18 protein-coding genes are annotated in these 25695 nt (G+C 67.3%); 8 read left to right on the top strand and 10 right to left on the bottom strand.

The window, feature by feature from the left end; translation table 11 throughout:
* Window positions 1-14 precede the first annotated feature (14 nt).
* The 4 genes from Uis4E_RS07895 to mraZ form a co-directional block, all read right to left on the bottom strand.
* A complete protein-coding gene (locus Uis4E_RS07895) occupies window positions 15-1832 on the bottom strand; it encodes a peptidoglycan D,D-transpeptidase FtsI family protein (RefSeq protein ID WP_101622634.1) in 1818 nt (605 codons plus the stop codon).
* A complete protein-coding gene (gene ftsL / locus Uis4E_RS07890) occupies window positions 1832-2284 on the bottom strand; it encodes a cell division protein FtsL (RefSeq protein WP_165784913.1) in 453 nt (150 codons plus the stop codon). Before ftsL ends, Uis4E_RS07895 begins: the two co-directional genes overlap by 1 nt.
* A 1-nt stretch (window position 2285) precedes the next feature.
* The gene (gene rsmH, locus Uis4E_RS07885) at window positions 2286-3374 is read right to left on the bottom strand and encodes a 16S rRNA (cytosine(1402)-N(4))-methyltransferase RsmH (protein WP_101622662.1); all 1089 of its coding nucleotides are present in this window, start codon (window positions 3372-3374) and stop codon (window positions 2286-2288) included.
* Between the two features lie 128 nt (window positions 3375-3502).
* Complete coding sequence (mraZ, locus tag Uis4E_RS07880) at window positions 3503-3952, bottom strand: division/cell wall cluster transcriptional repressor MraZ (RefSeq protein ID WP_034527873.1); 450 nt, start codon at window positions 3950-3952, stop codon at window positions 3503-3505.
* 515 nt (window positions 3953-4467) lie between these two features.
* Between mraZ and Uis4E_RS07875 the strand changes: the two genes are divergently transcribed.
* Together Uis4E_RS07875 and serA are read left to right on the top strand one after the other, a co-directional pair.
* Window positions 4468-6747: a HelD family protein gene (locus Uis4E_RS07875; RefSeq protein WP_101622633.1), complete on the top strand. Its 2280-nt coding sequence runs from the start codon at window positions 4468-4470 to the stop codon at window positions 6745-6747.
* Window positions 6748-6757: 10 nt separating this feature from the next.
* Window positions 6758-7957 carry a phosphoglycerate dehydrogenase gene (serA, locus tag Uis4E_RS07870; RefSeq protein ID WP_101622661.1) on the top strand — a complete coding sequence of 400 codons (1200 nt, stop codon included), beginning with the start codon at window positions 6758-6760 and terminating at the stop codon, window positions 7955-7957.
* Between the two features lie 240 nt (window positions 7958-8197).
* On the opposite strand, the gene nrdR is transcribed toward serA, so the two are convergent.
* Window positions 8198-8641 (bottom strand): transcriptional regulator NrdR, encoded by a 444-nt coding sequence (nrdR, locus tag Uis4E_RS07865; protein WP_101622632.1) that lies wholly within the window; start codon window positions 8639-8641, stop codon window positions 8198-8200.
* A 143-nt stretch (window positions 8642-8784) separates the two neighbouring features.
* Entirely contained in the window at window positions 8785-9081 is a 297-nt protein-coding gene (locus tag Uis4E_RS07860; RefSeq protein ID WP_243394444.1) for a LysM peptidoglycan-binding domain-containing protein, read from the bottom strand.
* Between the two features lie 167 nt (window positions 9082-9248).
* Between Uis4E_RS07860 and lexA the strand changes: the two genes are divergently transcribed.
* On the top strand, window positions 9249-10001 hold the full coding sequence (gene lexA / locus Uis4E_RS07855) for a transcriptional repressor LexA (RefSeq protein ID WP_101622631.1): 753 nt from the start codon (window positions 9249-9251) through the stop codon (window positions 9999-10001).
* Between the two features lie 200 nt (window positions 10002-10201).
* Entirely contained in the window at window positions 10202-11152 is a 951-nt protein-coding gene (locus Uis4E_RS07850) for a cation diffusion facilitator family transporter (RefSeq protein WP_101622630.1), read from the top strand.
* A 743-nt stretch (window positions 11153-11895) separates the two neighbouring features.
* On the opposite strand, the gene Uis4E_RS07845 is transcribed toward Uis4E_RS07850, so the two are convergent.
* Together Uis4E_RS07845 and hflX are read right to left on the bottom strand one after the other, a co-directional pair.
* Window positions 11896-12858 carry an L-lactate dehydrogenase gene (locus Uis4E_RS07845; RefSeq protein WP_101622629.1) on the bottom strand — a complete coding sequence of 321 codons (963 nt, stop codon included), beginning with the start codon at window positions 12856-12858 and terminating at the stop codon, window positions 11896-11898.
* Between the two features lie 217 nt (window positions 12859-13075).
* Window positions 13076-14551: a GTPase HflX gene (hflX, locus tag Uis4E_RS07840; protein ID WP_101622659.1), complete on the bottom strand. Its 1476-nt coding sequence runs from the start codon at window positions 14549-14551 to the stop codon at window positions 13076-13078.
* Between the two features lie 198 nt (window positions 14552-14749).
* On the opposite strand from hflX, the gene Uis4E_RS07835 reads away from it, so the two are divergent.
* The 4 genes from Uis4E_RS07835 to Uis4E_RS07820 all read left to right on the top strand — a co-directional run bounded on the left by Uis4E_RS07835 (window position 14750) and on the right by Uis4E_RS07820 (window position 21779).
* The gene (locus Uis4E_RS07835; protein ID WP_165784912.1) at window positions 14750-15400 is read left to right on the top strand and encodes a class I SAM-dependent methyltransferase; all 651 of its coding nucleotides are present in this window, start codon (window positions 14750-14752) and stop codon (window positions 15398-15400) included.
* Window positions 15401-15427: 27 nt separating this feature from the next.
* Complete coding sequence (locus Uis4E_RS07830; protein ID WP_101622628.1) at window positions 15428-19639, top strand: DUF3418 domain-containing protein; 4212 nt, start codon at window positions 15428-15430, stop codon at window positions 19637-19639.
* A gap of 81 nt (window positions 19640-19720) precedes the next feature.
* Window positions 19721-20026, top strand: a complete 306-nt coding sequence (locus Uis4E_RS07825; RefSeq protein ID WP_034527722.1) for a YhbY family RNA-binding protein — start codon at window positions 19721-19723, stop codon at window positions 20024-20026.
* Window positions 20027-20255: 229 nt separating this feature from the next.
* The gene (locus Uis4E_RS07820) at window positions 20256-21779 is read left to right on the top strand and encodes an MDR family MFS transporter (RefSeq protein WP_101622627.1); all 1524 of its coding nucleotides are present in this window, start codon (window positions 20256-20258) and stop codon (window positions 21777-21779) included.
* A 1819-nt stretch (window positions 21780-23598) separates the two neighbouring features.
* Here Uis4E_RS07820 and fruG read toward each other — a convergent pair.
* Both fruG and fruF read right to left on the bottom strand, forming a co-directional pair.
* Window positions 23599-24621: a fructose ABC transporter permease FruG gene (fruG, locus tag Uis4E_RS07815; protein ID WP_101622626.1), complete on the bottom strand. Its 1023-nt coding sequence runs from the start codon at window positions 24619-24621 to the stop codon at window positions 23599-23601.
* Window positions 24618-25691 carry a fructose ABC transporter permease FruF gene (gene fruF / locus Uis4E_RS07810; protein WP_101622657.1) on the bottom strand — a complete coding sequence of 358 codons (1074 nt, stop codon included), beginning with the start codon at window positions 25689-25691 and terminating at the stop codon, window positions 24618-24620. The genes fruG and fruF overlap by 4 nt, the downstream gene beginning before the upstream one ends.
* Window positions 25692-25695: the final 4 nt, after the last annotated feature.

Here is a 25695-nt window from a genome sequence, read left to right as displayed (position 1 = left end):
CTTTCGCCCGTGTCCTACCACTCAACCGGAATAGCATCCGTGCGCGGCGACGAGGTCGGCACCTCGTACTTCTGCATGAGGAATTCACCGATCTGCGCGAACAGCTTGCCGGATGTGGTACCACCATACATGCCGTCCGGGTCGAGCATGACCACGGTCACGACGTAGCGCGGATTGTCGGCGGGGATGATGCCGGAGAAGTCGGCGATGATCGAGGTGAGCTGGCCCGTGGAGCCCACCACCTCGGCGGTGCCGGTCTTCGCCGCGACGCGGTAGCCGTTCACGCTCGCCGTGTTCTTGTACTCCTCGGCGACCGACTCCATCGCGTTCTTGATCTCGTTCGACACGCCCTCGTCGATGACGCGCGTCGCCTCGCCGTGCGTCTCGTCGGTCACGTGGCCGTCCGCGTCGGTCACGGACTTGATGATCGACGGCTGGCGCATGACGCCGCCGTTCGCGATGACCGACACGGCGCGCGTCAGCTGCAGCGCGTTGACCGTGTAGCCCTGGCCGAACAGGATCGTGTCCTTCGTGCGGCCGTCCCACGATTCGGGCGTGCCGAGCACGCCCTGCGACTCGCCGGGCAGGTCCAGGCCGGTGGGCTGGCCGATGCCGAACTTGGTGAGCATGTCGTAGCGCTGCTGCGAGGTCACGTTCTCGGAGGCCATGACCATGCCCACGTTCGACGAGTTCTGCAGGATGCCGGCGAGCGTCCAGTGCTTCGTCTCGTGTTCGACGGCGTCGTGGAACTTCTGGCCGTTGCTCTTCGTGTACTCGTAGGGCACGGTGAACTTGTCGGTGATCTTGTGCGCGCCGTTCTGCAGGATCGCGGCGAGCGCCGGCACCTTGCCGATGGAGCCTGGTTCGAAGGTCTGGCTGACGGCGCGCGATACGGACAGCTTCGCCTCGTCGGAGCCGGCCTTGATCTGGTCGGAGTCCTCCAGGGCGACGATGCCGCCGGTCTGCGTGTCCATGACGACGGCGATGCCCCACTGCGCGTTGCTGGATTTGACGCCTTCGGTGAGCACCTTCTTCACGTACCAGTCCACGTCGGCGTCGATGGTCAGGGTCACGTCCTTGCCGTTGACCGCGTCCTTCGACTCGGTGACGGTGCCGGGGATGACCTCGCCGCCGTTGCCCCGCTGGTAGACGGTGTACCCGTCGGTGCCGCTCAGCGTCTTGTCGAGGGTCTGTTCGAGGCCTGCGGCCCCGTGCCCCTCGTCGTTGACGCCGCCGAGGAGGGAGCCGAGCAGCGTGTTCTCGGCGTAGACGCGTTCGCTGCTGAGCTCGCCGTAGACGATGCCGTACAGGCCGAGCTTGTCGATCTGGCGTTTGACCTGCGGGGTGACGTCCTTCTTGATGACGACGTACTGGCCGGTGCCGTTGAGCAGGGCGCCGAGCTCCATCGCGTCCATCTTGAGGATGGGGGCGAGCAGGCGCGCGACGGCGGCGGCGCCGGTCGCGCCGACCGGCTTGCCGTCGATCTCATGGCAGTAGCCGAGGGATTCCGCCTGCTTGGAGCCGCAGGCGACCGGGGTGAACGAGGTGGCCGCGTCGGGCACGCCGATGATGTCGTAGCGTTCGACGCTCTGCGCGAGCACGGTGCCGTTCGCGTCGAGGATCTTGCCGCGGTTGGCGCTGGCGACGACTTTGGAGGTGCGCGCGTTGGTGGCGGCCTGCGCGGTGGCGCGGCCTTCGAGCAGCTGCACGCAGGCGAGACGGCCTAGGCAGACGGAGGCGACCACGGCGAGCACCACCCCCACGACGAGGCTCTTGACCATGAAATCGTCCAGCCCGTGCGCACGCGTGAACGCCTTGAAGCGTTTCCCCATCACTGGCCGCCTTCCTGTGGCTCCTGGTATCCGTTCAGGTCGATGGTCACGGAACCGGATTGCGGGACCATCCCCATGTCGCTGGCCTTCTGCGGCAGCGATGCCTCCAACTGGTCGAGTTTCGCCTGGTCGTCCTGCACGTCCTGGGTGAGCCGGCTGATCGAGGTCTCCAGCTGGGAGGTCTCGAACGCGTTGGACACCATCTGCGTGCGCAGCATGAGCGCGCCGATCAGCGTGGAGGCGAGGAACGCCACCGCGATGACGATGTGCACGGTCGGGGCGGATCGGGTCCTCACCCAGGTCATGAACCTGCCGAGGCCCGCGGCGAGCCCGGTCCGGGCGTCGGCGCCGCCGTCGACGACGCGCAGTTCGGGGCGGGACGCGGGACGGGACGCCGGTTCGGGGCGGCGGGATGCGCTCGTGGAGCGCGCGGTGCGTGCCGATGCGGCCATGTCAGTTCCTCCCTCCGCGTCGGCGGCGGGCGCTCGTCCCGCGTCCGTCGCATGCGGTCTCGCCGGGGCGCGTGTCCCGTTCGAATCGTTCGATGATGCGTTCCGGCAGCGGTCTCGTCAGTTCGACGGCGCGCAGCCTGACGGAGGCGGATCGCGGGTTCGCCGCGATCTCCGCCTCGTCGGCCTTGAGCGCGCCGCGCGTCAGCTCCCTGAAGAACGGGCGGGCGTCCGGCGGGACGACGGGCATGTCGGGCGGCACGTCGGCCTTGAGCCCCTGCGCCATGAACGATTTGACGGTCTTGTCCTCCAATGAGTGGTAGGACTCGACGACGATCCGGCCGTGGGCGCCGAGACGCAGGGCGATCTGCGGCAGGGTGCGCGCGAGTTTGTCGAGTTCGCCGTTCACCTCGATGCGCAACGCCTGGAACACGCGTTTCGCCGGATTGCCGGCGGGGCGGTGCGCCTTCGGGATCACCTCGTCGACGAGCGCGTTGAGCTGCGCGGACGTGGCCAGCGGGCCGTGTTCCTGCCGGCGTCTGACGATCTCGCGGGCGATCGGCTTGGAGAACTTCTCCTCGCCGTAGGTGCGGAAGATGCGCGTCAGGGCGCGTTCGTCGTATTCGGCGAGCACCCGCGCGGCGGTGAGCGGCTGGCTCACGTCCATGCGCATGTCGAGCGGCGCGTCGTGGGAGTAGGAGAAGCCGCGGTCGGTCTCGTCGATCTGCAGGCTCGACAGGCCCAGATCCATGAAGGCGGCGTCGACCCTGCCGATGCCGTGCGCGTCGAGCGCGTCGGTGAATTCGTCGAAGGCGGCGTGCACGGGGATGAACCGGTCGGCGAGCCCCTCGCGCCCCATGCGTTCGGTGGCGAGCGCGAGCGCCTCGGCGTCGCGGTCGATGCCGACGAGGCGGGCGTTCGGTGCCGCCTTGAGGAACGCGGTGGCGTGACCGGCGAGGCCGAGCGTGCAGTCGACGACCACCGGGTGGGCGGCCTTGGCGAGGCCGGATGTGACCAGTCGCACGCAGTCGTCGAGCAGGACCGGCTGGTGGATCGTTGCCGGGTCCCTCGTCTCGCCCGTCGCGGCGTTCATGTCGCCCATGTCCTGCTCCTTGGATCGTTCGTGGTTCACCGTCGTCGCGGTCTCCGTTCGTTTGGTTCCATTGGTTCCGATGCCGCCGTTCCGTTCGTCTTCGGCGCCGGCGCCGTCCATGCCGGCGCTCACAGTCCCACCTCCGGAAGGACATCGTCGGCGATGTCGGCGTATCCCTGCTCCTTGTCGGCGAGGTACGACTCCCACGCCTCGCGGTTCCAGATCTCGGCGCGGGTGCCGACGCCGATCACGACGATGTCGCTGCCGAGGTTCGCGTAGTCGCGCAGCATCTGCGGCACGAGCACGCGGCCCTGCTTGTCGGGATCCTGGTCGACGGCGCCGGACAGGAAGACGCGCAGGTAGTCGCGCGCCGCCTTGTCGCCCATCGACGTGCGTTGGATCTGCATGGCGATGCGGCGGAACTCCATGGCGGGCAGCAGGTATACGCAGCGTTCCTGCCCGCGCGCCATGACCAGCCCGGTGCCGAGCTGCGCGCGCATCTTGGCGGGCAGCGCCATGCGGCCCTTCGCGTCGATCTTCGGAGTGTAGGTGCCGAGCATGAGCGGCGGCAGGCCCATCGGCGCGGGCTGCGCCGGCGCGGCGGCGGCCGCGGGCTGCGGCGCGACGGGCGACGGGCCCTCCGCGGGGGCCTGCGCCCCCGGCATCGCGGCGCCCTGGCCCATCGGCATCTGGCCGGGCATGCCCATGGCGGGGTACATCGGGTAGCCCGGATACGGGTATCCCTGGTATCCGGCGTATCCCTGTCCCGACTGGGCGGGGCCGAATCCCTCCTCCTGCATACCGTTCACGGTCTCGCCGGCCATCCGCCCCACCTCCTTCGCACACCATCCGGGCACACTCCGACCACACTGCTTCCCCACTCTACCCCACTTTCCCCCATTTCTCCCCACACACTCACACAATTCGCGCTTTTCCCGCGGGTTTCGGCCCTCCGAAGGCCCCGGAGGCCCGACGGGGCCGAATTCACCCGGAATTCACCTCGCCTCCGGCATGACCCGCCGGCCACGTTCGGGGTGTGGAGTAGATTGGAATACTCAAGTTTTCAGGAACCAGAACAGGGGATTCGGAACACATGTCGAGTTACGCCTCGCAGATCGAGGAGGAGCAGCACGCGGTCAGCCGCGCATACGACCGTCTGGACGCGTTGCGCGCCCAGGCCAGGCAGCGTCTCGACGCCGTGCGGGCCGCGGGATCGCACGGCTCGCCGACGCAGCGCACCGAACGCGACTCGTTCGCCACGATGTACGAGGACCGGCTCACGCAGCTGCGCGCCGTCGAGGACCGTCTCGTGTTCGGCCGTCTCGACGACAGGACCGGCGGGCGACGCTACATCGGCCGCATCGGCCTGTCCGACGACCGCCACGTGCCGATGCTCACCGACTGGCGCGCCGAGGCGGCCCGGCCGTTCTACGAGGCGACGCCGTCGCATCACGGCGACATCGTGATGCGACGCCACATCACGCTGAGCTTCCGCGACGTGGTCGCGTTGGAGGACGAGGTGCTCGACATCCACTCCGATCAGGTCGGCGAGGCGTCGAAGTCGGGCACGCTGACCGGCGAGGGCGCCCTGCTCGCCTCGCTGAGCTCGCGCCGCACCGGCAAGATGACCGACATCGTCGCCACCATCCAGGCCGAGCAGGACCACATCATCCGTTCGGCGATGGACCGCGCGGTCGTCGTGCAGGGAGGCCCCGGCACCGGCAAGACGGCGGTGGCGCTGCACCGCGCCGCCTACCTGCTGTACACGCACCGCCGCACGCTGGAGCGTTCCGGCGTGCTCGTCGTCGGCCCCAGCTCCACGTTCCTGCACTACATCGACCAGGTGCTGCCGTCGCTGGGCGAGACCGGCGTGGTCTCGCGCACCATCGGCGACCTGATCCCCGGCGTCGAGGCCACCGCCGTGGATTCGCCGCGCGCCGCATGGCTCAAGGGCGACCACCGCATGGCCAACGCGGTGCGCAACGCCGTCGCCGCGCGCGAACGCGTGCCCGCCGACCTGCCGGTCGTGCAGATCAACGGCATGCCGGTGCCGATGCTCGCCACGGACGTCGAACAGGCGATCGCCGACGCCAAGCGCACCCGCCAGCCGCACAACAAGGCGCGCGAGACGTTCGTCAAGTCGATGATCTCCGCGATGCGCGTCCGCTACGAGGAGCAGCTCGACTACACGCCCGACCAGGACGAGGTCAACCGCGTGGTCTCCCTGCTGCGCATGAACGACAAGGTGCGCGTCGCGCTCAACCTCGCCTGGCTGCCGATGAACGGGCCGTGGCTCATCGACGACATGTTCTCCAAGCCGGCGAAGCTGCGCCGCTACGCCCCCTGGCTGGACGACGAGGAGGTGGCCGAGCTGACCCGTCCGAAGGGGTCGCCGCTCACCCGCTCGGACGTGCCGCTGCTCGACGAGGCGCTGGAGCTGCTCGGCGACGATCCGAAGCTCGCATCGCGCCGACGCCGCGAGGAGGCCGCGCAGGCCGAACAGCTGCGGTTCGCGCAGGACACGCTCGCGCAGAACGGCATCGGCACCGGACTCGTCACCTCGCAGATGCTGCTCGACCAGATCAACGGCTCGGACGCCGAGGCGACCGCGCAGGCCGCCGGACGCGACCGCGAATGGACGTACGGGCATGTCGTCGTCGACGAGGCGCAGGAACTCACCGCCATGGACTGGCGCATGCTCATGCGCCGCTGCCCGTCGCGATCGTTCACGATCGTGGGCGACGTGGCGCAGACCAGCGCGCTCGGCGGCACCCGCTCGTGGGCGAAGACGATGAACCGCCTGTTCGGCCGCGGCCGCTGGGATCTGAACGAGCTGACCATCGACTACCGCAACCCGCAGGAGGTCTCGGATCTCGCCGGACGGTTCGCCGAGGCGCAGGGCCTCTACATCTCCACCGTGCACGCGGTGCGCCGCATCCCCGACTCCGTGTCCCGTCTGACGGTCGCCTCGCGCGGCGAGCTGTGCCGGGCCGCGGCGCGCGAGGCCGCCGGACTGGCGAAACGCTTCGTCGCCGAGGACGGCACGGGCCGCGTGGCGGTGATCGCCGCCGACGCGCTGCTGCCCGGACTGCGCGACGCGACGGACGCGGCGCTGCGCGACGTGCTCGGCGACGCCGAGGCGGAACGGCTCGCCGCGCAGGAGCCGTGGGACCGTCAGGTGGACGTGTGCGGCACCGAGACGGTGAAGGGACTCGAATACGACGCGGTCGTGCTCGTCGAGCCCGGGCTCATCGACCAGGAGGCGCCGAGCCGTCTGGTCGCCGCCGCGGACCTGTATGTGGCGATGACGCGTCCGACGCAGCGTCTGGCCATCGTGCGGACCGCATTGGACGAAAAGGACTTGGAACTCTAAGGTGGGAATCATGCCTAAAGCACTGTTACTGGAGAACATTCACCCGGACGCGGCCAAGTCGCTGCGCGACCACGGGTTCGAAGTGGAGACGATGAAGGGGGCCTTGAGCGAGGACGAGCTCATCGACGCGCTGGACGGCGTCGACGTGGTGGGCGTGCGCTCCAAGACGAACGTGACGCGCCGCGTGCTCGAGGCGCGGCCGACCCTCTCCGCGGTGGGATGCTTCTGCATCGGCACCAACCAGGTCGACCTCGGTTTCGCGGGCGAGCAGGGCATCGCCGTGTTCAACGCCCCGTATTCGAACACGCGTTCCGTGGTGGAGCTCGTATTGTGTGACATCATCTGCCTGATGCGCCGCATCCCCGCCCACACGCATCATCTCAAGCACGGCGTGTGGGACAAGACGGCCACCGGCTCGCATGAGGTGCGCGGCAAGACGCTGGGCATCATCGGCTACGGCAACATCGGCTCCCAGCTGAGCGTGCTCGCCGAGGCGTTGGGCATGCGCGTCGTGTTCTACGATCTGGAGGAGAAGCTGGCGCTCGGCAACGCGCACCGCTGCGCCACGCTCAACGAGCTGCTCGAGCAGTCGGACGCGGTGACGATCCACGTGGACGGCCGCAAGTCGAACACCGGGTTCTTCGGCGAGGACCAGTTCGCCCACATGAAGCAGGACGCGATCTTCATCAACGCGTCGCGCGGCTTCGTCGCCGATCTGGGCGCGTTGAAGCAACATCTGGATTCGGGGCACCTGTCGGGCGCGGCCGTGGACGTGTTCCCCGTGGAGCCGAAGAAGACGGGCGACCCGTTCGAGACGGCGCTGGCGGACGAGGACAACATGATCCTCACCCCGCATATCGGCGGTTCCACGCTGGAGGCGCAGGAGGCCATCGGGCACTTCGTCTCGCAGCGTCTCGAGGACTACTGGGAGAAGGGGTCGACCTCGCTGTCGGTGAACCTGCCGCAGATCAATCTGGGCGCGAACCGCGGCGTGGCGCGCATCGCCCACCTGCACGCCAACCTGCCGGGCGTGCTCGCCCACGTGAACCGCGTGCTCGGCGAGGAGAACATCAACATCGCCGCCCAGTCGCTCGGCACCGAGGGCGAGCTCGGCTACGTGGTGACCGACGTGTCCCAGCGCCCCTCCAAGGCGGCGTTGGAGGCCCTGCGTTCCATCGAGGGCACGATCCGCATGCGCGTGATCTCCTGATCCGGCAGGATCCCTCGGCATCCCCGCCCGTATACGATGGCCGCAGGCGGTATATCCGAACCGCACCCCGATTGTTGGACTGGAGTAATTCAGGTTCGATGATCGGAGGTGCGGTTTTCATGTATGGAGGCCTTTTCGTGTCTGGAGGCCGTGGGCGTCGTTACGACTCCCCTTCCCCGTGATCCCCTACGGGCATCCCGGGGAGGATGCGCTCGCTCCTCCTTCTCACTCCTCGCTTGCTCACTCCTCCTTGAGCGCGTCGATCGCCTGCTGGAAGTCGGACAGGTTCTCGAAGTTCTGGTAGACGCTGGCGAACCGCAGGTAGGCGACCTGGTCGAGCTCCTTCAGCGGCTTGAGGATGGCCTTGCCGACCTCGTCGGACGTGACCTGCGCCTGTCCGGTGGACCGCAGGTCCTCCTCGACGCGCTGGCCGAGCTTCCTCAGGTCGTCCTCCTTGACCGGACGCCCCTGGCAGGCCTTGCGCACGCCGGAGATGACCTTGTCGCGGTTGAACGGCTCCAGGCTCCCGGACCGCTTCTCCACCAGCAATGTGGTGGTCTCCAACGTGGTGAACCGTTTGCTGCAATGCAGGCACATGCGCCTACGACGAATCGAATAGCCGTCTTCGCTGACGCGGGTCTCGATGACCTTCGTCTCGGCATGGTGACAATACGGGCAATGCATACCCACCACCATAGCGTGACCCACGCCGCACACCGTGCGGACGGGGTTTCGACGCGCCGCGGCACCCGCTTGCGGCACGGTCCGCCCCCTCACGGGCGCGTGCGCCGACGCCCCGGAGCCCCGCCCGCCATCCGGCCGGCGCGTCACCGTTCGCCTCCCGTCTCGTCGGGCTCCTCCGGCACGATGATGCGCTGCCCGACGCGCACCTGCGTGCCGTCCATGCCGTTCAGGCGTTTGAGCTCGTCGACCGACGCCGACACGTCGCCGCCCTCCGGAGTGATCATCTCCGCATAGGTCCACAGCGACTGCCCCGGCTGCACCGTGTAGCTCGTCACCTCGACCGGCGTCGAGGCGCCGGACGCCTGCTTCGGCGACGAGAAGACGCCGACCATCACCCATACCGCGACCATCGCCATCACCAGCACGACCATTCGCCTCATCGCCCTCACCATGACGACCACCTCTTTCGAACAGATGTTTTATCGAACAGTTGTATTGATTGTTGCACGTATGTTCGATTCGCGCAACCCGCCGTGTCGAACATATGTTTTGCCGTTTGTTCGAATCCGCGTTATGCTTGCACCATCACGATGGAAAGGAGTGCGCCATGAGCACGATCCCGTTCACCCCCCGCGGCGCCGGGCAGCCGGACGAACGCGATCTGACGGAACGCCAGCGGATGATCCTCGACGCGATCAGGGATTACCAGAACGAGCGCGGCTTCTCCCCCTCCTTCCGGGACATCGGCAGGGCGACCGGCCTGAAGAGCCCGTCATCGGTCAAACACCAGTTGCAGACGCTGGCGGAGAAGGGCTTCATCCGCCTCAATGCGAACAAGGGCCGCGCCATCGAGATCCTCTCCCCCGCGGTTCCGACGGCTTCCGGCGCGACGGCCGGAAGCATCGGCGCGGATGCCGTCGCCGAGCCCGCCGCCGACGACGAGGGTGCCCCGGTGGTGGTGCCGTTCCCGGCCTCGGTGCGCGAATCCCGCGACGTGCCGCTGGTGGGCCGCATCGCGGCGGGCGTGCCGATCACCGCGGAGCAGCATGTCGAGGACGTGATGCGCCTGCCGGAGCGGCTCACCGGACCGGGAGGCAACCTGTTCATGCTGGAGGTCCACGGCGATTCGATGGTCGACGCCGCCATCTGCGACGGCGACTTCGTGGTGGTCCGCGAACAGCATGACGCGGTGAACGGCGACATCGTCGCCGCCCTGCTCGACGGCGAGGCCACGGTGAAGACGTACCGCAGCGAGGGCGGCCACCTGTGGCTGATGCCCCACAATCCGGCATATCCTCCGATCGACGGCACGCATGCGACGATCATGGGCCGTGTGGTCACGGTGCTGCGCCGCCTGTAGCGGCGGACCGCATCGCGCGGTCGCCGCTTCGCCGATTCCCGCCAACGGCTTCCCGCCTGCGTGAGGGAACGCGTGCTATAGTCGTCATCGTCATGGACCCCGGCCGCAACGCCGGGGTCCTCGTGTTTTCGGACGCTACCGGGAATGGTAGTGAGAAACGGTCTCACCTGCGTGGGGCCGATGGAAGCGAGGTATCCGTCATGGTTCACGATCATGCGCATGGTTCGGCCGCGGCGCCGCGGACCGGCGGCGAGGCGGCGGCCCACCGCCGCAGGCTCACGGCGACGCTGGCGGTGACGGCTTCGGTGTTCGTCGTGGAGGTGGCGGCCGCGGTGCTGACCGGCTCACTCGCGTTGCTGGTGGACGCCGGCCACATGCTGACGGACATGTCGGTGCTGATCGCCTCGACGGTGACGGCGGTGCTGATGGCCCGCAGGCCGAGCAGCACGCGCACGTGGGGTTGGGCGCGGCTTGAGGTGCTGACGGCGGCGGCCGGCGCGGTGGTGCTGCTCATCGTGGGCGTGTACGCGCTCGTGGAGGCGGGCATGCGGCTGTTCGGCGGGGCGGGGCATGGCATCGACGACGTGAACCTGCTGCTGTTCGTGGGCATCCTGGGATTGTCCGCCAACGTGGCGTCGATCTTCATCCTGGCGTCGCAGCGCGGCGACAACATGAACATGAAGGCGGCGTTCCTCGAAGTGATGAACGACGCGCTGGGGTCGGTGGCGGTGGTCCTGTCCGCCCTGGTGATGATGTCGACGGGCTGGATGGGCTTCGACGCGGTGGCGGGCGGCGTGATCGCGTTGATGATGATCCCCCGCGCGGTGTCGCTGCTGCATAAGGCGGTGCACGTGCTGTTGGAGGAGACGCCGGAGGGACTGGATCTGGACGAGGTGCGCGAGCATCTGGAACGGGTGCCGCATGTGGTGGCGGTGCATGACCTGCATGCGAGCACCGTGTCGACGGGTCTGCCGTTCCTGATGGCGCATGTGGTGGTGGAACGCGGGCTCACGATGGAGCAGGCGGCCGTCATCCTCGAACAGCTGCAGGATTGCCTGCGCGAGCATTTCCCCGTCTCGATCCCCCACACCACGTTCCAGCTCGAACCGGAGGGCTACGACTCCCCCTCCGACGAATCCCTCCACGAATAGCGGAGTGGACCGCCCTCGGTCGGCCTTCGACCGACGGCGCCACGGCGGCGCGCAGCAGCGGCACGAGGTGACCGTCACCACGACCCATGCAGGCGCGACCATACAATCCAGTGGACGTTCACGCACTCAACGCGTTGCGGGCGGGTTTTCGGGTTAAGGGAGAACACGCGCTTGGGGACGGAGACGGCTCTCAACCGAGAGCGCCGACGGAAACCCTTGTTTTCCAAGGATTCTCGACTCCGGCGGCATCATCCCTCAACCGCGATACGCCCCTTTCCGGTGTTGAGTGGCGAATCGGCCTCTCCCTCAACCCGCGGAACAGGCGGATGCAGGTTGAGGGGAAGGCGTTTTCTCGCCCTCAACCCGAAAGACACGGCGATACGGGTTGAGGGCGAAATTTCCTCCCGTTCTTCCCGCACAGCCTTGCACATCACGGCCGGAGAATCCGAAGCAGGCGACTTCCGACCGCGATGGTGCACGGATTCCTCCACGGAAGTAGCGGGGCGGACCTCCGGCCACCCTCAGTCGACCTCGAACCACCCTCAGTCGACCTCCGGCCGACAGCTCCCGCCGGCGGGAGCCGAAAAGAATAGCCCCTGTACGGGGCCACAAGGCACCCGTACAGGGGCTATTGCATGAAAAAGCGTGCTACGCGTGCGGTCTCAAGGCGCGGAGAGCGAAGGCGCACGAAGGTACGTCGAGCTCTCCGCAACGCGGAGAACGCTCCGTAGAACGGTTTTTCATCAGAAGCCGAACTGGGCGGCGGTTTCCTTCAGCGTCTCGGCGGAGCGCTTGAGGGCGGCGAGCTCCTTGTCGGAGACCGGGGTGTTGATGGCGGTGTTGACGCCGGTGCGGTTGATGAGGGTCGGGACGGACATGCACACGTCGGAGATGCCGTGGAAGTCCTTGAGCATGGAGGACACCGGCAGGATGCGGTTGGAGTCCTTGAGGACGGCCTCGATGATGTCGACGCCGGACATGCCGATGGCGTAGTTGGTCGCGCCCTTGCCGTTGATGATCTTGTAGGCGGCGTTCTTGACGTCCTGGTGGATCTGCTCGCGGGTGTCGGCGTCGAGCGGCTGGTGGCCCGGCAGCGGGGTCCAATCGAGCATCGGGACGCCGCCGATGGTGGCGGAGGTCCACAGCGGGACTTCGGAGTCGCCGTGCTCGCCGGCGATGTAGGCGTGGACGTTCTTGACGTTGACGCCGGTCTGCTGGGCGATGAGGAAGCGCAGGCGGGCGGAGTCGAGGTTGGTGCCGGAGCCGAAGACCTGGTTCTCAGGCAGACCGGAGATCTTCTGGGCGACGTGGGTGGCGATGTCGACCGGGTTGGTGATGAGCATGTAGATGGCGTTCGGGGCGACCTTGACCAGGTTCGGGATGATGGCCTGGAGGATCTTGACGGTGGCGCCGACGAGCTCGAGACGGGACTGGCCCGGCTTCTGGCGGGGGCCGGCGGTGATGACGACCATGTCGGCGTCGCGGCAGATCTCCGGATCGTCGGAGCCGTCGATGGAGACGGTCGGGTAGAAGCTGGAGCCGTGCTGCATGTCGAGCACCTCGGCCTCGACGCGCTCCTTGGCGATGTCCTCGAGGACGATCTCGCGGGCGATGCCGCGCTGGGCTGCGGCGAACGCGAGGGTGGAGCCGACGGCGCCGGCGCCGATGACAGCGAGCTTCGTGGGCTTGTTGACCAATTCAGCCATGTTAATGAACCTCTCTTAGAGTCAATGCCCGTTGCCGGGCATCATTCAACCAACGGCTACCAATGTACTCGCATTACGTGACGACGCGTCGACCGCGGGTTGACGATTTCCTTGCAACGTCAACGTTGTTACCGCTCACACGCCCCGATGGCGGCTTTTGTGGGCAATGTCACATCACGGTGTCGCCCCGCCACGCCGCACGTCGCCGCGCCGCACGTCAGTCGACGGCGACGGCGACGATGCGCGCGGCGAGATGCGCGTCGACGTCGGCGACGACCTTCACGCCGTCGTCGCGCCATTCGACCGATGAGACGTGGCCGTATTCGCGCACCTGCGACAGCAGGGCGCCGGCCGTGTACGGCAGGAGCGCGTCCACGTGCACGTTGGGCACGGGCAGCAGCGATTCGACGGCGTCGCGCAGCGCGTCGACGCCGCGGCCGTCGAACGCGGAGACGATGTGCGCGTCCGGTTCGAGCGCGGCGAGCCGTTCCAGCGTGCTCTCGTCGCACATGTCGGCCTTGTTGAACGCGATGATGCGCGGGATGGATTCGGCGCCGTCGATGCCGGACAGCACCTCGTTGACCGCGTCGATCTGCGAGAACGGGTCCGGATGCGAGCCGTCGACGACGTGCAGGATCACGTCGGCCTCGGCGACCTCCTCCAACGTGGATTTGAACGCCTCGACGAGCTGCGTGGGCAGCCGGCGCACGAATCCGACGGTGTCGACGTAGGCGTAGAGACGGCCGTCGCGCGCCTTCGCGCGGCGCACGGCCGTGTCGAGCGTGGCGAACAGCGCGTTCTCGACGAGTTCGGCGGATCCGGTGAGCCGGTTCGTCAGCGACGATTTGCCCGCGTTCGTGTAGCCGACGACGGCGATGGTGGGCAGCCCGTAGCGGCGGCGCGAGCCGCGCTTGACCTCGCGGGCGGGCGCCATCTCGCGGATCTGGCGCTTGAGACGGGCGATGCGCGTGCGGATGACGCGGCGGTCCATCTCGATCTTCGTCTCGCCGGGGCCTCGCGAGCCGATGCCGCCGTCCGCACCGGCCGCGCGTCCGCCCGCCTGACGGGACAGGGACCCGCCCCAGCCGCGCAGTCGCGGCAGCATGTATTCGAGCTGGGCGAGCTCCACCTGCGCCTTGCCTTCGCGGCTGGTGGCGTGCTGGGCGAAGATGTCGAGGATCACGGCGGTGCGGTCGACGACCTTCACCTTGGCGGCGTCCTCGAGTCCGCGGCGCTGGCTCGGCGGCAGATCGTCGTCGACGACGATCGTGTCCGCCTCCTCGCGCGCGACGATGTCGGCGATCTCGCGCGCCTTGCCGGAACCCACGTAGGTGGCGGCGTCCGGCTTGAGACGATGCTGGAGCAGGCCGTCGCACACCTCGGCGCCCGCGGTCTCGGCGAGCGCGGCGAGCTCGCGCAGCGACTCCTCGGCCTTGGCCTGCGTGGTCTTCGCGCTCGACCACACGCCGACGAGCACGACGCGTTCGAGGCGCACCTTGCGGTATTCGACCTCGGTGACGTCCTTGAGCTCGCCGAGGCCGGCGACGTGCTTCAGCTGGTTGCGCGACTCGCGTTCCTCCCACGCCTCGTCATGGCGTTCCGCCCAGCCGGCGCCGTTCCCCTCGTCGAGCAGCACCTCGGAGGATTCGGCGAGCACTCCCCCGCCGCCCGTCACGGCGCCTTCCTCGTCGATGCGTCCGTCATGCGATGGTTCATGGGTTGCGGGGCTGCTGCTCAATGTCACCTCTGGTCCGTCGGAAGGTTCCTCGATTGCGTTATGGTCCTTATTATCATCATTGAGGTGACATGCGCCGGCATGCGCACCATGGGACGGACGGTCCGGGCGCCGCGCGACGCGGGCGTCGGAGCGGTAAGGAGTGTGAAGGACATCATGGCGGAACAGTATTTCGCGGCGGAACCGACGTCGAAGGACGTGCGCCGCACGATGCGCGTCGCCCTGCGCGGCCGCGAGGCGGACGTGGAGACGTCGAACGGCGTGTTCTCCGGTTCGCGCGTCGACCTCGGCACGTCGGTGCTGCTCCGGCAGGCGCCGGAGCCGCCCGAGACGGGCGACCTGCTGGACCTCGGCTGCGGCTGGGGCCCGGTCTCGCTGGCGTTGGCCGCCGAATCCCCCGAGGCACGCGTGTGGGCGGTGGACGTCAACGAGCGCGCGCTGGAGCTGACCGCGTCGAACGCGCGGCGCAACGGCGCGGCGAACGTGCACGTGACGGCGACGGACGAACAGGGCGCGCCGCTCGCCGACCAGCCGCTCGACGTGTGCGAGGCGATGCCGGACGATCTCACGTTCGACGCGATCTGGTCGAACCCGCCGATCCGCATCGGCAAGGAGGCGCTGCACACGCTGCTGATGGCGTGGCTGCCGCGCCTGAAGGAGGGCGGCGCCGCGTATCTGGTCGTGCAGAGGAACCTCGGTTCGGATTCGCTGATCCCGTGGCTGGCGGATGCGCTCGGCGAGGGTTACGCGGTGGGCAAATACGCGAGCTCCAAGGGATTCCGTATCATTGAGGTTTTGCGAAAGTAACGACCAGTAGGAAGTCAGCCCAGCAGCATGCGTTTCGAATATCCAGCGGAATTGCCGGTCTCGGCGGCGCGCGACGAGATCGCCGACGCCGTCCGTCACAGCCAGGTGGTGATCGTCTCCGGACAGACCGGTTCGGGCAAGACCACGCAGCTGCCGAAGATCCTGCTGGAATTGGGCCGCGGCACGCACGGCAGGCAGATCGTGCACACGCAGCCGCGCCGCATCGCCGCGCGCACGGTCGCCGAACGCATCGCCTCCGAGATGGGCGTGCGTCTCGGCGACGAGATCGGCTACCAGGTGCGCTTCACCGACGAGAGCTCCCCGAAGACTCGTCTGAGGGTCGTGACCGACGGTATTCTGCTCGCGCAGATCCAACGCGACCCGCAGCTGAGCCGCTACGACACGATCGTCATCGACGAGGCGCACGAGCGCAGCCTCAACATCGACTTCCTGCTCGGGTATCTGACGGCACTGCTGCCCAAGCGCCGCGACCTGAAGCTCGTCATCACGTCGGCGACCATCGACTCGGAGAAGTTCCAGGAGCATTTCGAACACGCCCTGCACGAGAAGGTGCCGGTCATCGAAGTGTCGGGACGCACCTACCCGGTGCAGGTCGTCTACGAGCCGCTCGGCACGGCGCCCGCGCTGATGCGCGAGGTGCCAGGCTTCGCGACCGGCGCGCGCCCGGGCGACGCCGACTACGAGGAGCTGGCGAACGCGATCGCCGGCGAGGACGAGGGGCCCGCGCGCGGCGGCCGCGGCGCGGGACGCAACGCGAACCCGTCGTATGAGGACGACGGCATCACCGACATGCCGACGGCCGTGGCGCGCGCCTGCGCCGAACTCGTCATCCACTCCTCGCACGAGCGGGGCCCGCGCGACATCCTCGTGTTCGCGTCCGGCGAGCGCGACATCCACGAGTTCGAGGCGGCGCTGCGGCACCACTACGGCCCGCGCGCCGAGGACATGCGCCGCGCGGACGCCATCGAGATCATGCCGCTGTTCGCGAGGCTCTCCGCCGCGGACCAGCACAAGGTGTTCGAGGCGCACACGCATCAGCGCATCGTCATCGCGACGAACGTGGCGGAGACGTCGCTGACCGTGCCGGGCATCCGCTACGTGGTGGACCCGGGCACGGCGCGCATCTCCCGCTATTCGAAGACGGCGAAGGTGCAGCGCCTGCCGATCGAGCCGATCAGCCAGGCGAGCGCCAACCAGAGGAGCGGCCGATGCGGCCGTGTGGCGGACGGCATCGCGATCCGCCTGTACTCGCGCGAGGACTTCGAGACGCGCCCGCGCTTCACCGAGCCGGAGATCCTGAGGACGTCGCTCGGCGCGGTCGTGCTGCACATGCTGTCGGTGGGCGTGGCGCGCACCGCCGAGGACGTGACCGGCTTCGGCTTCATCGACCCTCCGGACGTGAAGGCCGTCTCCGACGGCTTCAACGAGCTCACCGAGCTGAAGGCGGTGGCGAGGAAGCGCGGCGAGGTGACGCTCACGCACATCGGCCGCCAATTGGCGCGCATCCCGATCGACGTGCGTCTGGGCCGCATGGTGATTGAGGCGGCGCGCACCACGTCGCCGAACACGCTGGCCGCGGTGCTCGTCGTCGTCGCGTTCCTGAGCCTGCAGGACCCGCGCGAGCGCCCGGACGAGAAGCGCGAGGAGGCGGACCGCATCCACAACCGCTACGCGGACCCGACCTCCGACTTCCTCACGGCCCTGAACATCTGGGACCGCGTGTTCCAGGCGGACGGCAACCCGAGCAACAACGCGCTGCGCCGCATCTGCAGGACCGAGTACTTCAGCTGGCTGCGGATGCGCCAGTGGAAGGATCTCGTCGCGCAGCTGACGCAGATGTGCCGCGAGATGAAGTTCAAGGTGGGCGAGCCGCAGCCCGCCTCACGCGCCGGTCTGGAGATCCGCCAGCTGCCGATCAACCAGCAGGCCGCGCATTCGCTGTGCTGCTCGTGGGACGCGGAGGGCATCCACAAGTCGATGCTCGCCGGCCTCCTGTCGATGATGGGCATGCAGGTGGTGCGCGAGCCGAAGGCCTCCGACTACGCGCACCTCAAAGGCGCGACGAGGGCTCGGGCGTTGAAGCGCGCGCAGAAGATGTCGAAGAACGACTATCTGGGCGCGCGCGGCACGCATTTCGCCCTGTTCCCCGCCTCCGCGGTCGCCAAGTCGACGCCCAGCTGGGTGATGTCCACCGAACTGGTGGAGACGTCGCGCCTGTGGGCCCGGTATTCGGCGGTCATCGACCCGGCGTGGGCGGAGCCGCTGGCCGGCGCGCTCACGCGCACCACGTACGCGGAGCCTCACTGGTCCGGTTCGCGCGGCTCGGCCGTGGCGACCGCGCGCGTGCTCCTCTACGGTCTGCCGATCGTGCAGGACCGCACCGTGCAGTGGGGCCGCATCAACCCGCTGGAGGCGCGCGACTTCCTGCTGCGGCAGGGCCTCGTGGAGGGCGACGTCCAGCAGCGGTTCAGCTACGACGACTTCGTCGCGAAGAACCTCAAGCAGCTGGAGGAGGCGGCGGACGACGCGAACCGCACGCGCCAGATCGCCGAGACCGTGTCCGACGAGGACCTGTTCGACTTCTACAACGCGGTCATCCCGCACGATGTGACGAGCGTCGCCGCCCTCGCGAAATGGTGGAAGGGCGAGCATGACGCGCATCCGACGCTGCTCGACTTCGACCCGAGCAAAGTGGAGCGCCTCCAGTCCGCGGAATCGGTGAGTCTCGACGACTACCCGGACCATTGGCACACGCTCGGCACCGACGGCCAGCCGATCGACCTGCGACTGAGCTACGTGTACGACCCGTCCGACAAGGCGGACGGCGTCACCGTGCACGTGCCGTTGAAGGCGCTGTCGCGCGTCACGCCGGAACAGTTCACGTGGAACGTGCCCGGCCTGCTCGACGAGCTCATCCTCGCGATGATCAAGGCGCTGCCGAAGAAACTGCGCGTCCAGTTCGTGCCCGCGCCGGACGCGACGCGCAAGATCCGCGCGTGGATCGACGCGCACTACCCGGACCTGCCCGGCTCCGGCTCGCAGCGCAAACCGAACCTGCCGCCGGAGGACGACGCGGCGGGCACGGAAGGCGCCGGCGCCGCGGGAGCGTCGGGCGGCGCCGCATGGCCGGACCTCGCGCACGTGTTCACGCGCGCCGCGATCGAGACGGTCGGCGCGCAGATCCACCCCGAAGTGCTGGGACCGGAGCTCGTCGAACGCCTCTCCCCGTACCTCAAGATGACGTTCGCGGTCGAACAGCCGCTGGACGAGGGGCGCGGCGGGGCCGGCGACGGCCGGCGCGGCGGTACGGGCCGCAGGCGCGGCAGGAACGCGGTCAAGACGCTCGGCACCGGCAAGGACCTCAAGGCCCTGCAGGTGAAATTCGCGCAGGAGGCGCAGGTCTCCGCGCGCAAGGCCGTGCGCCGGAAGGCCGACCAGGCGGCAGGACAAGGCAGGCTCGTCGAACAGGCGAACCTGCTGCACAAGGCGGGCGCTACCACCGAATCGCGCGCGTCGATGCTGTGGCGCGGCGCGCTCGACGCGCTGAGACTCCCCGACGAACGCGTCTCGTCGCGATGGCTCGGCACGGAGGCGCTCATGCTCGCCGCCGCCCCCTACAAGTCGACGAAGGCGCTCGTCGAGGACCTGCAGCTGGCGGCCGTCAAACGGCTGCTGCCCGACGTGGACCGCCTGCCCGACGACGAGGCGCTCGCCAACGCGGTGCTCGACGTGCGCGAAGTGTACGAGGACACCGTCTACCAGGTGGCGCGCGACGTGATCGCGATCCTCAAACGCTACGCGGAAGTGGACAAGGCGGTGTCCGGCAAGGCGGACCTGCCGATGCTCTCCGTGCTCCAGTCGATCCGCGAGCACATCGCCACGCTCGTCTACCCCGGGTTCATCGGCGCCGCTCCCCCGGCCTCGCTGCGCCACATCGAACGGTACCTGCACGCCGACCTCATGCGTCTGACGAAGGCCAAGTCGGACAAGAACCGCGACGTGCGCTGGGCGTGGGAGGCGGACGAGGCGAAACAGCTCGTCGACAAGGCCATGGCCAAGGCGAAGGCCGAACCCGCGGGCCCCAGGCACGAGGAGCTCATGCGCAAGGCCACGGACGCGCGCTGGCTCCTGGAGGAGTTCTACGTGAGCCTGTGGGCGCAGGAGCTCGGCACGCCCAAGCCGGCCAGCATGAACCGCATCCGCAAGGCGCTCGCCTGACCCTGCCGGTACAATACCGACGACACCGGCGACGGCCATCACACGATCATCAGGAAACCGAAGAACAACGAAGGAAACGATATGGCACTGACCAAGAAGCAGATCAAGCAGCTGCGCGGCATGGCGAACACGATCAAGCCGCTCATCAACATCGGCAAGAACGACGTGACCGACGCGCTCGTCAAGCAGTCGAGCGAGACCCTGGAGAACCGCGAACTCGTCAAGTTCAGCGTGCAGGACGGCTCCGGCCTGACCGCCAAGGAGGCCGCCGAGAATCTGGCCGGCCAGCTGGGCGCCGAGGTCGTGCAGACCATCGGCAACCGCTTCACGCTGTTCCGCCGCTCCAAGCGCAAGGACGTCGAGCACATCCGCCTCGTGCGCGAGTAATCCCGGCGGGGTCGGAGGAACTTCCTCCTCCCGTCCCCTCCTCGTCTTTTCCTCCCGCTCCCGGCGTTGTCCGGCACGACGCGATACACTGCACACGCCGGGAGCTCTCCGCAAATCCGTGCGGCCAGGGCCGGCTTCAGCATCCTGGACAGTCAGGCCATCCGCATCCGCGCCAGTGATCGCGATTCCGGTCAAGGCGCATGCGACATATTTGGGATTTGCAGAACCTATGACAGTACGACAGCAGGAAACAGAGGCACGACGCGCCGCGGCACAGGACGCGGGGACGAATACGGGCGTGGATACGCGCACCCCGGACGAGCGGATTCCCGGCAAGCTGATCGGCGCGATCATCGCGACCGGCGCGCTCGCGTTCATCGGCATCCTCACCGAAACGGTGATGACGGTGCTGTTCCCCGCGCTCATGCGCGAATTCCACGTGGACACGGCCACCGTACAGTGGATCACCACAATCTACCTGCTCACCGTGGCGGCGACGATGCCGATGTCGTCGTTCCTCAAACGCCACTTCCGGCTGAAGGCGATCTTCGTGACGGCCGTCGCGCTGGCGCTCGTCGGCTCGGTCATCATGATCGTCGCGCACGCGTTCCCGCTGCTCATCATCGCCCGCATCATCCAAGGCGTCGGCTCGGGCGTGGCCACGCCGCTGATGATGAACATCATCCTTGAACAGTCGCCGCGCTCCAAGATCGGGCGTCTCATGGGCGTCGGATCCCTCGTCATCACGGTCGCGCCGGCCATCGGACCGACTGTCGGCGGCGCGGTGACGACCGTCCTGCCGTGGCGCGCGATCTTCGTGATCGCCGTGCCGTTCATCCTGCTCGCGCTGCTGCTCGGCATGCTATGCATCGAACAGAAGTCCCCCACCGAAGCCGCCTACCTCGACCCGTTCCAAGTGGTGACGATCGTCGTGGCGCTCGTCGGCATGGTGCTGGGATTGAACCAGGCTGGCGTCGCGGTGAGCGCCGCCGTGGCCGGACGTTCCGCCACGCGCGCGGCCGTGGTCGCCGCGGTGAGCGTCGTCGTGGGGCTGGCTGCTTTGGCCGCGTTCTGCTGGCTGACGAAACGTGCGTTCTCGCCGCTGCTCAGGCTCGGCATCCTGCGCGATCCGGTCGTGCTGCTGCATCTGGTCGCCTATCTGGTGATGCCGATCGTGTCGATCGGATTCGGCTATGTGATCACCAACGTGGCGCAGCTGGGGCTCGGCACGAACGCGTTCCTCGCCGGCTCCTTGGTGCTTCCGGGCGCGCTGATCGGCGCCGTGTGCGCGCCGCTGGGCGGCTGGCTGTACGACCGGTTCGGCGCGGTCAAGCCGATTCTCGTGCCGTTCGGCATCGCGACGCTCGGCCCGGTGCTGCTGTTCGCGTTCGCGCTGCGACTCACCCCCGCGATGCTCGCCGGCTTCTACTTCATCTACGGATTCTGCTTCGCGCTCGGCAACTCCAATGTGATGACGAGCGCCCTGAGCTCGATTCCCCGCCAGTTCGCGCCGGACGGCAACGCCATCTTCAACACGGCGCTCCAGTTCGGCGGCGCGGCCGGCACCGCGCTGTTCTCGACGATACTGGCGGTCGCGCAGGCCGGCCATGGCGCGGAGGGCTCGGCGGCGTTCATGCACGCGACCGCGGTGGGCGGCCAGTGGGTGTTCGCCACGATGACCGTGATCTGCCTGATCGGATGGGCGAGCCTCGCCGCCGCGTTCCGCATCCGCGCGGCCCGTCGCGCGGCATGAGTTGTTCGTGGTCGTCACCCACCCGCTACGGGGTCGCGTTCCTTATCCACTCCCGACACGCGGTGTGAGTTTCCTGGTCGTCACCCGCCCGCTAGGGGTATGAACCACTTGACCACTTGACCGGCACGCAACGGCGACCAACCGTGTTCCAAGGGGTACTTCGCGAGGGTCGCCGACAGGCATCTCCCCTCTGAGGGGTACCTGCGTGCGTGGGGAAGCGGCCGGAATGGCTAGATTCCAGTCTAAAATGCCGTCGTTACCCGTCCCTATGCGGTAACGGGTACCCCCCGTAAGCGAGATGGGGATTCGTATCGGCGCGGGAATACCCCTGCCAACGCAGATCGCCCGACCTTGGACGACGGGCGGACGCCATCGGTCGTCGTCGGATGCGCATTCCATGACCGAGATGACCTTTGGCGGGAGCATCCCGCCCCAATCCCAGTCAGGGCAGCTGGCCCGGCGCGATGCATCCCGGAAGCCATTGATATATCCCGGAGCCCATTGGGGATCTCCGGGATTTCTCGTGCCGGTTCGCCGGCGACACGACCGAGGGCCGGTCGTCAGTGCGATTTATCCCGGATTCCGCCCCGATCGTCCAGGATAAATCGCGTTGGGAACGCGTCAGTGCAAGGATTCCCGGGAATCACCGCACCCATCCGGGGTATATCGCACTGGCCGGCTCCCAGCGCGAGGATTCCCGGACGAGTCCCCCGTTCTCCGGGATTTCTCGCGCCGGTTCATTGGCGGCGCAATCGCCTCCGCGATCGTCAGCACAGGGTCTCCCCTATCCCCATTCCCGATTGCCCGGGAATCGGAAATATGGTGTGCCGCGAGCAAGTCGGCACAAGACGCACGGATTCGAAGTGAAATGTTGCCGCAATCACGTGACCGGGTCGTTTCGCTACCGCAAGCCATAGCCGTCACCTTGTGACCGGAATGATTCTCCGAACACCTCCCGCGAAACGCGGAAGCCTCCTGATGACCGGATTGTTTCGCTACGGCGAAGCGTAGCCGCCATCACCTGTCCAGAATGATTCGCCTATGAGCCCGGCGAAGCGCCATCGCAATCACGTGACCATGTTGTTTCGCTACGACGAAGCGTAGCCGCCACCTAGCGACCGGATTGTTTCACGGAACGCCTCCCGCGAAACGCGGAGACTCTCTGATGACCGGGTCGTTTCGCTACGACGAACCATAGCCGCCATCACCTGTCCAGAATGATTCGCCTATGAGCCCGGCGAAGTGCCATCGCAATCACGTGACCATGTCGTTTCGCTACGGCGAACCGTAGCCGACACCTAGTGACCGGATTGATTCGCTGTCAAACGCGAATAAACACAACGCCAACAACACAGATAACACAACGCCAACAACACAGATAACACAACGCCAACAACACAGATAACACAACGCCAACAACACAGATAACACAACGCGTGTGGCCCGTGCCGAGAACGTTCTCGGCACGGGCCACACGCGGATGAAAGGAAGGAGAGAGAAAGGTGGATGCCGGCGGACGTGTCACCGTCCGGTCCCCGCGCGAAGCTCTCGTTGCTTCAAGGCGAGGAGGATTGCCCTGCGGGGCGCCCGATGGCGTATCGCCCGCCGGCCTCCATATTCAGTTATCACTGTGTTCAGTTATAGGTTCAATTATGAATTCGTTTATCGTCCGCTCCCTCCCGTGACGGAACCATCGCAATCCCGCACGATGGGAGGGAAGGAACCTTGTGGTTCCCGCCCGGTCCGGGAACCGCCGTGCCGGGCGTCCCCATCGGGGAGCACCTGTCAGGACGGCGATTCCCACCGGACCGGACTTCGCCTATTTCTTCGCGCCGACGGCGGTCACCACACGCTGGAGGACCACGAAGGCGAGGATCATCAGGCCGACCACGATGGTCGTCCACTCGGCCGGGACTCCGAAGTCGGAAGTCAGCGGGTCGATGATGGAACGGACCAGGGCGCCGAGGGCGGAGCCGAGGACGTAGCCGAAGCCGCCGGTGATGATCGTACCGCCGATGACCACGGAGGCGACGGCGTCGAGCTCCCAGCCAACACCGACCGTGTTCTTCGCGGAACCGAGGTTGGCGATGTACACGATGGAGGCCAGCGCGGCGAGGGTCGCGGAGGTGATGTAGATCGTGAACTGGGCGCGCTTCACGGGCAGCCCCATGAGCTCCGCGGAGGAGCGGGAGCCGCCGATCGCGTAGATGGTGCGGCCGATGCGGGTGTGGTGCAGCAGGATGTAGCCGAACACGAGCACCACGAGAGCAATCACGACGCCGAGGTTGAAGTACAGATCGTGGCTCAGCTTCGGGTTGTCGATGATGGTGATGCTCTTCGCGATCACATCGAAGTTGTTGTTGTCCGGGAAGGTCAGCGAATCGGTGGAGATGATGGAGGCGATACCGCGGGCGAGGAACATCGTGGACAGCGTCGCGATGAACGGCTGCATGTTGAATTCCTCGATCAGGGTGGCCGCCAGGATGCCGAACACGGCGCCGATCAGCAGCATGACGATCATCACGACGAAGGCGGGGACGCCCGCGTTGGCCATCTTGATGCCGATGACGGCGGTGATGGCGACGATGGCGCCGACCGACAGATCGATGCCGCCGGTGAGGATCGGGAGGGTCATGGCCACGGCCAGGATGATGAGGTAGGCGTGGTCGATGAACAGGGTGGAGATGAAGCCGAGTCGCAGGTAGGTGCCGAAGAGCGCCTGGCCCATGATCATCATCAGGATGAAGATGACGACGGCCGCGATGGTCGGGATCATCTGTGCGTCGAGTCGACGCGTCTTCTTCACGGCCTTCTTGGCCGGGGTTGCCGTAGCGTTTGTCATGCTGCCACCGCCTTTTCAGAGGACTTGAGCGCGCGCTTACGCTTGAGTTCCGCGCTCAGGTTACGAACCTTGGGAGCCTGCATCACGCAGATCACGATCACGACGACGGCGAAGAAGGCCGGGGTGGCGGCGGAATCGATGCCGAGGGTGATGATGGTCTTGCGGATCATGGCGATGATGACGGCGCCGACGGCGCTGCCAGCGAGGGAGAACTTACCACCGAGCAGCGAGGTGCCGCCGATGACGACCGCCAGGATGGCGTACATTTCGAGATCCTGACCGGTCTTGACCACGTCGACGCGCATCACGGATGCGGTGGCGAACAGGCCGGCGATGGCGGCGAGGAAGCCGGAGATCGCGTAGACGAGGAAGAGGATCTGCTTGGGCTTGATGCCGGTCATGCGGGAGGCTTCGGGGTTGATGCCGACGGCCTCGATGAACATGCCCATGGCGGTCTTGCGGCACAGCAGGCCGACGAGGATCACGATGACGACGGCGATCACGAAGTTGGCCGGGATACCGAGGATGAAGCCGTTGGCCATCCACCTGAGCGGTTCGCTGCCGGCGACCGAGGAGGCGTCGGTGTTCTCGCCGGAGGTGATGACCTTCGCGAGGCCACGGCCGGCGAGCATCATGATCAGCGTGGTGATGAACGGCTGGAGGCCGAGGAACGCGACGAGCGCGCCGTTGATGCAGCCGACGGCCAAGCCGATGACGAGGGCCAGCAGGATGGCGAGCCACACGTTGGTGCCGCCGGACAGGGCCTGCATCGCGGCCGCACCGGCGACCGCCATGACGGAACCGACGGAGAGGTCGATGCCGGCGGTGGAGATGACGAGGGTCATACCGGTGGCGATCATCAGGTATCGGGCGGATTCCTGAAGCATCGTGATGATCGGGCCGGCGAGACCGCCCGTGTTGTCGTTCCACTGCAGGGCGAGGAACGCGTGATCAAACGCGGTGCACAGCAAAACCAGCAGGATGAGTGCGATCACCTCGACGGTGATGTTCGAGGAGAGCAGCTTCTTGACGATGTTGTTCTTCTCGTCCGCTTGCTTCTTTTCAGCCATCATC

Origin of the sequence: Bifidobacterium parmae (assembly GCF_002860365.1) — a bacterium.
Classification (GTDB): Bacteria; Actinomycetota; Actinomycetes; order Actinomycetales; family Bifidobacteriaceae; genus Bifidobacterium; species Bifidobacterium parmae.
This window is presented reverse-complemented; position numbering and strand designations above follow the sequence as displayed.

Bases quoted from the DNA above. Each gene is read 5' to 3' on its own strand.
- Uis4E_RS07895 (WP_101622634.1), bottom strand. From the start codon at position 1,832: ATGGGGAAACGCTTCAAGGCGTTCACGCGTGCGCACGGGCTGGACGAT.
- ftsL (WP_165784913.1), bottom strand. From the start codon at position 2,284: ATGGCCGCATCGGCACGCACCGCGCGCTCCACGAGCGCATCCCGCCGC.
- rsmH (WP_101622662.1), bottom strand. From the start codon at position 3,374: ATGAACGCCGCGACGGGCGAGACGAGGGACCCGGCAACGATCCACCAG.
- mraZ (WP_034527873.1), bottom strand. From the start codon at position 3,952: ATGGGCCTGCCGCCGCTCATGCTCGGCACCTACACTCCGAAGATCGAC.
- Uis4E_RS07875 (WP_101622633.1), top strand. From the start codon at position 4,468: ATGTCGAGTTACGCCTCGCAGATCGAGGAGGAGCAGCACGCGGTCAGC.
- serA (WP_101622661.1), top strand. From the start codon at position 6,758: ATGCCTAAAGCACTGTTACTGGAGAACATTCACCCGGACGCGGCCAAG.
- nrdR (WP_101622632.1), bottom strand. From the start codon at position 8,641: ATGCATTGCCCGTATTGTCACCATGCCGAGACGAAGGTCATCGAGACC.
- Uis4E_RS07860 (WP_243394444.1), bottom strand. From the start codon at position 9,081: ATGAGGCGAATGGTCGTGCTGGTGATGGCGATGGTCGCGGTATGGGTG.
- lexA (WP_101622631.1), top strand. From the start codon at position 9,249: ATGAGCACGATCCCGTTCACCCCCCGCGGCGCCGGGCAGCCGGACGAA.
- Uis4E_RS07850 (WP_101622630.1), top strand. From the start codon at position 10,202: ATGGTTCACGATCATGCGCATGGTTCGGCCGCGGCGCCGCGGACCGGC.
- Uis4E_RS07845 (WP_101622629.1), bottom strand. From the start codon at position 12,858: ATGGCTGAATTGGTCAACAAGCCCACGAAGCTCGCTGTCATCGGCGCC.
- Uis4E_RS07835 (WP_165784912.1), top strand. From the start codon at position 14,750: ATGGCGGAACAGTATTTCGCGGCGGAACCGACGTCGAAGGACGTGCGC.
- Uis4E_RS07830 (WP_101622628.1), top strand. From the start codon at position 15,428: ATGCGTTTCGAATATCCAGCGGAATTGCCGGTCTCGGCGGCGCGCGAC.
- Uis4E_RS07825 (WP_034527722.1), top strand. From the start codon at position 19,721: ATGGCACTGACCAAGAAGCAGATCAAGCAGCTGCGCGGCATGGCGAAC.
- Uis4E_RS07820 (WP_101622627.1), top strand. From the start codon at position 20,256: ATGACAGTACGACAGCAGGAAACAGAGGCACGACGCGCCGCGGCACAG.
- fruG (WP_101622626.1), bottom strand. From the start codon at position 24,621: ATGACAAACGCTACGGCAACCCCGGCCAAGAAGGCCGTGAAGAAGACG.
- fruF (WP_101622657.1), bottom strand. From the start codon at position 25,691: ATGGCTGAAAAGAAGCAAGCGGACGAGAAGAACAACATCGTCAAGAAG.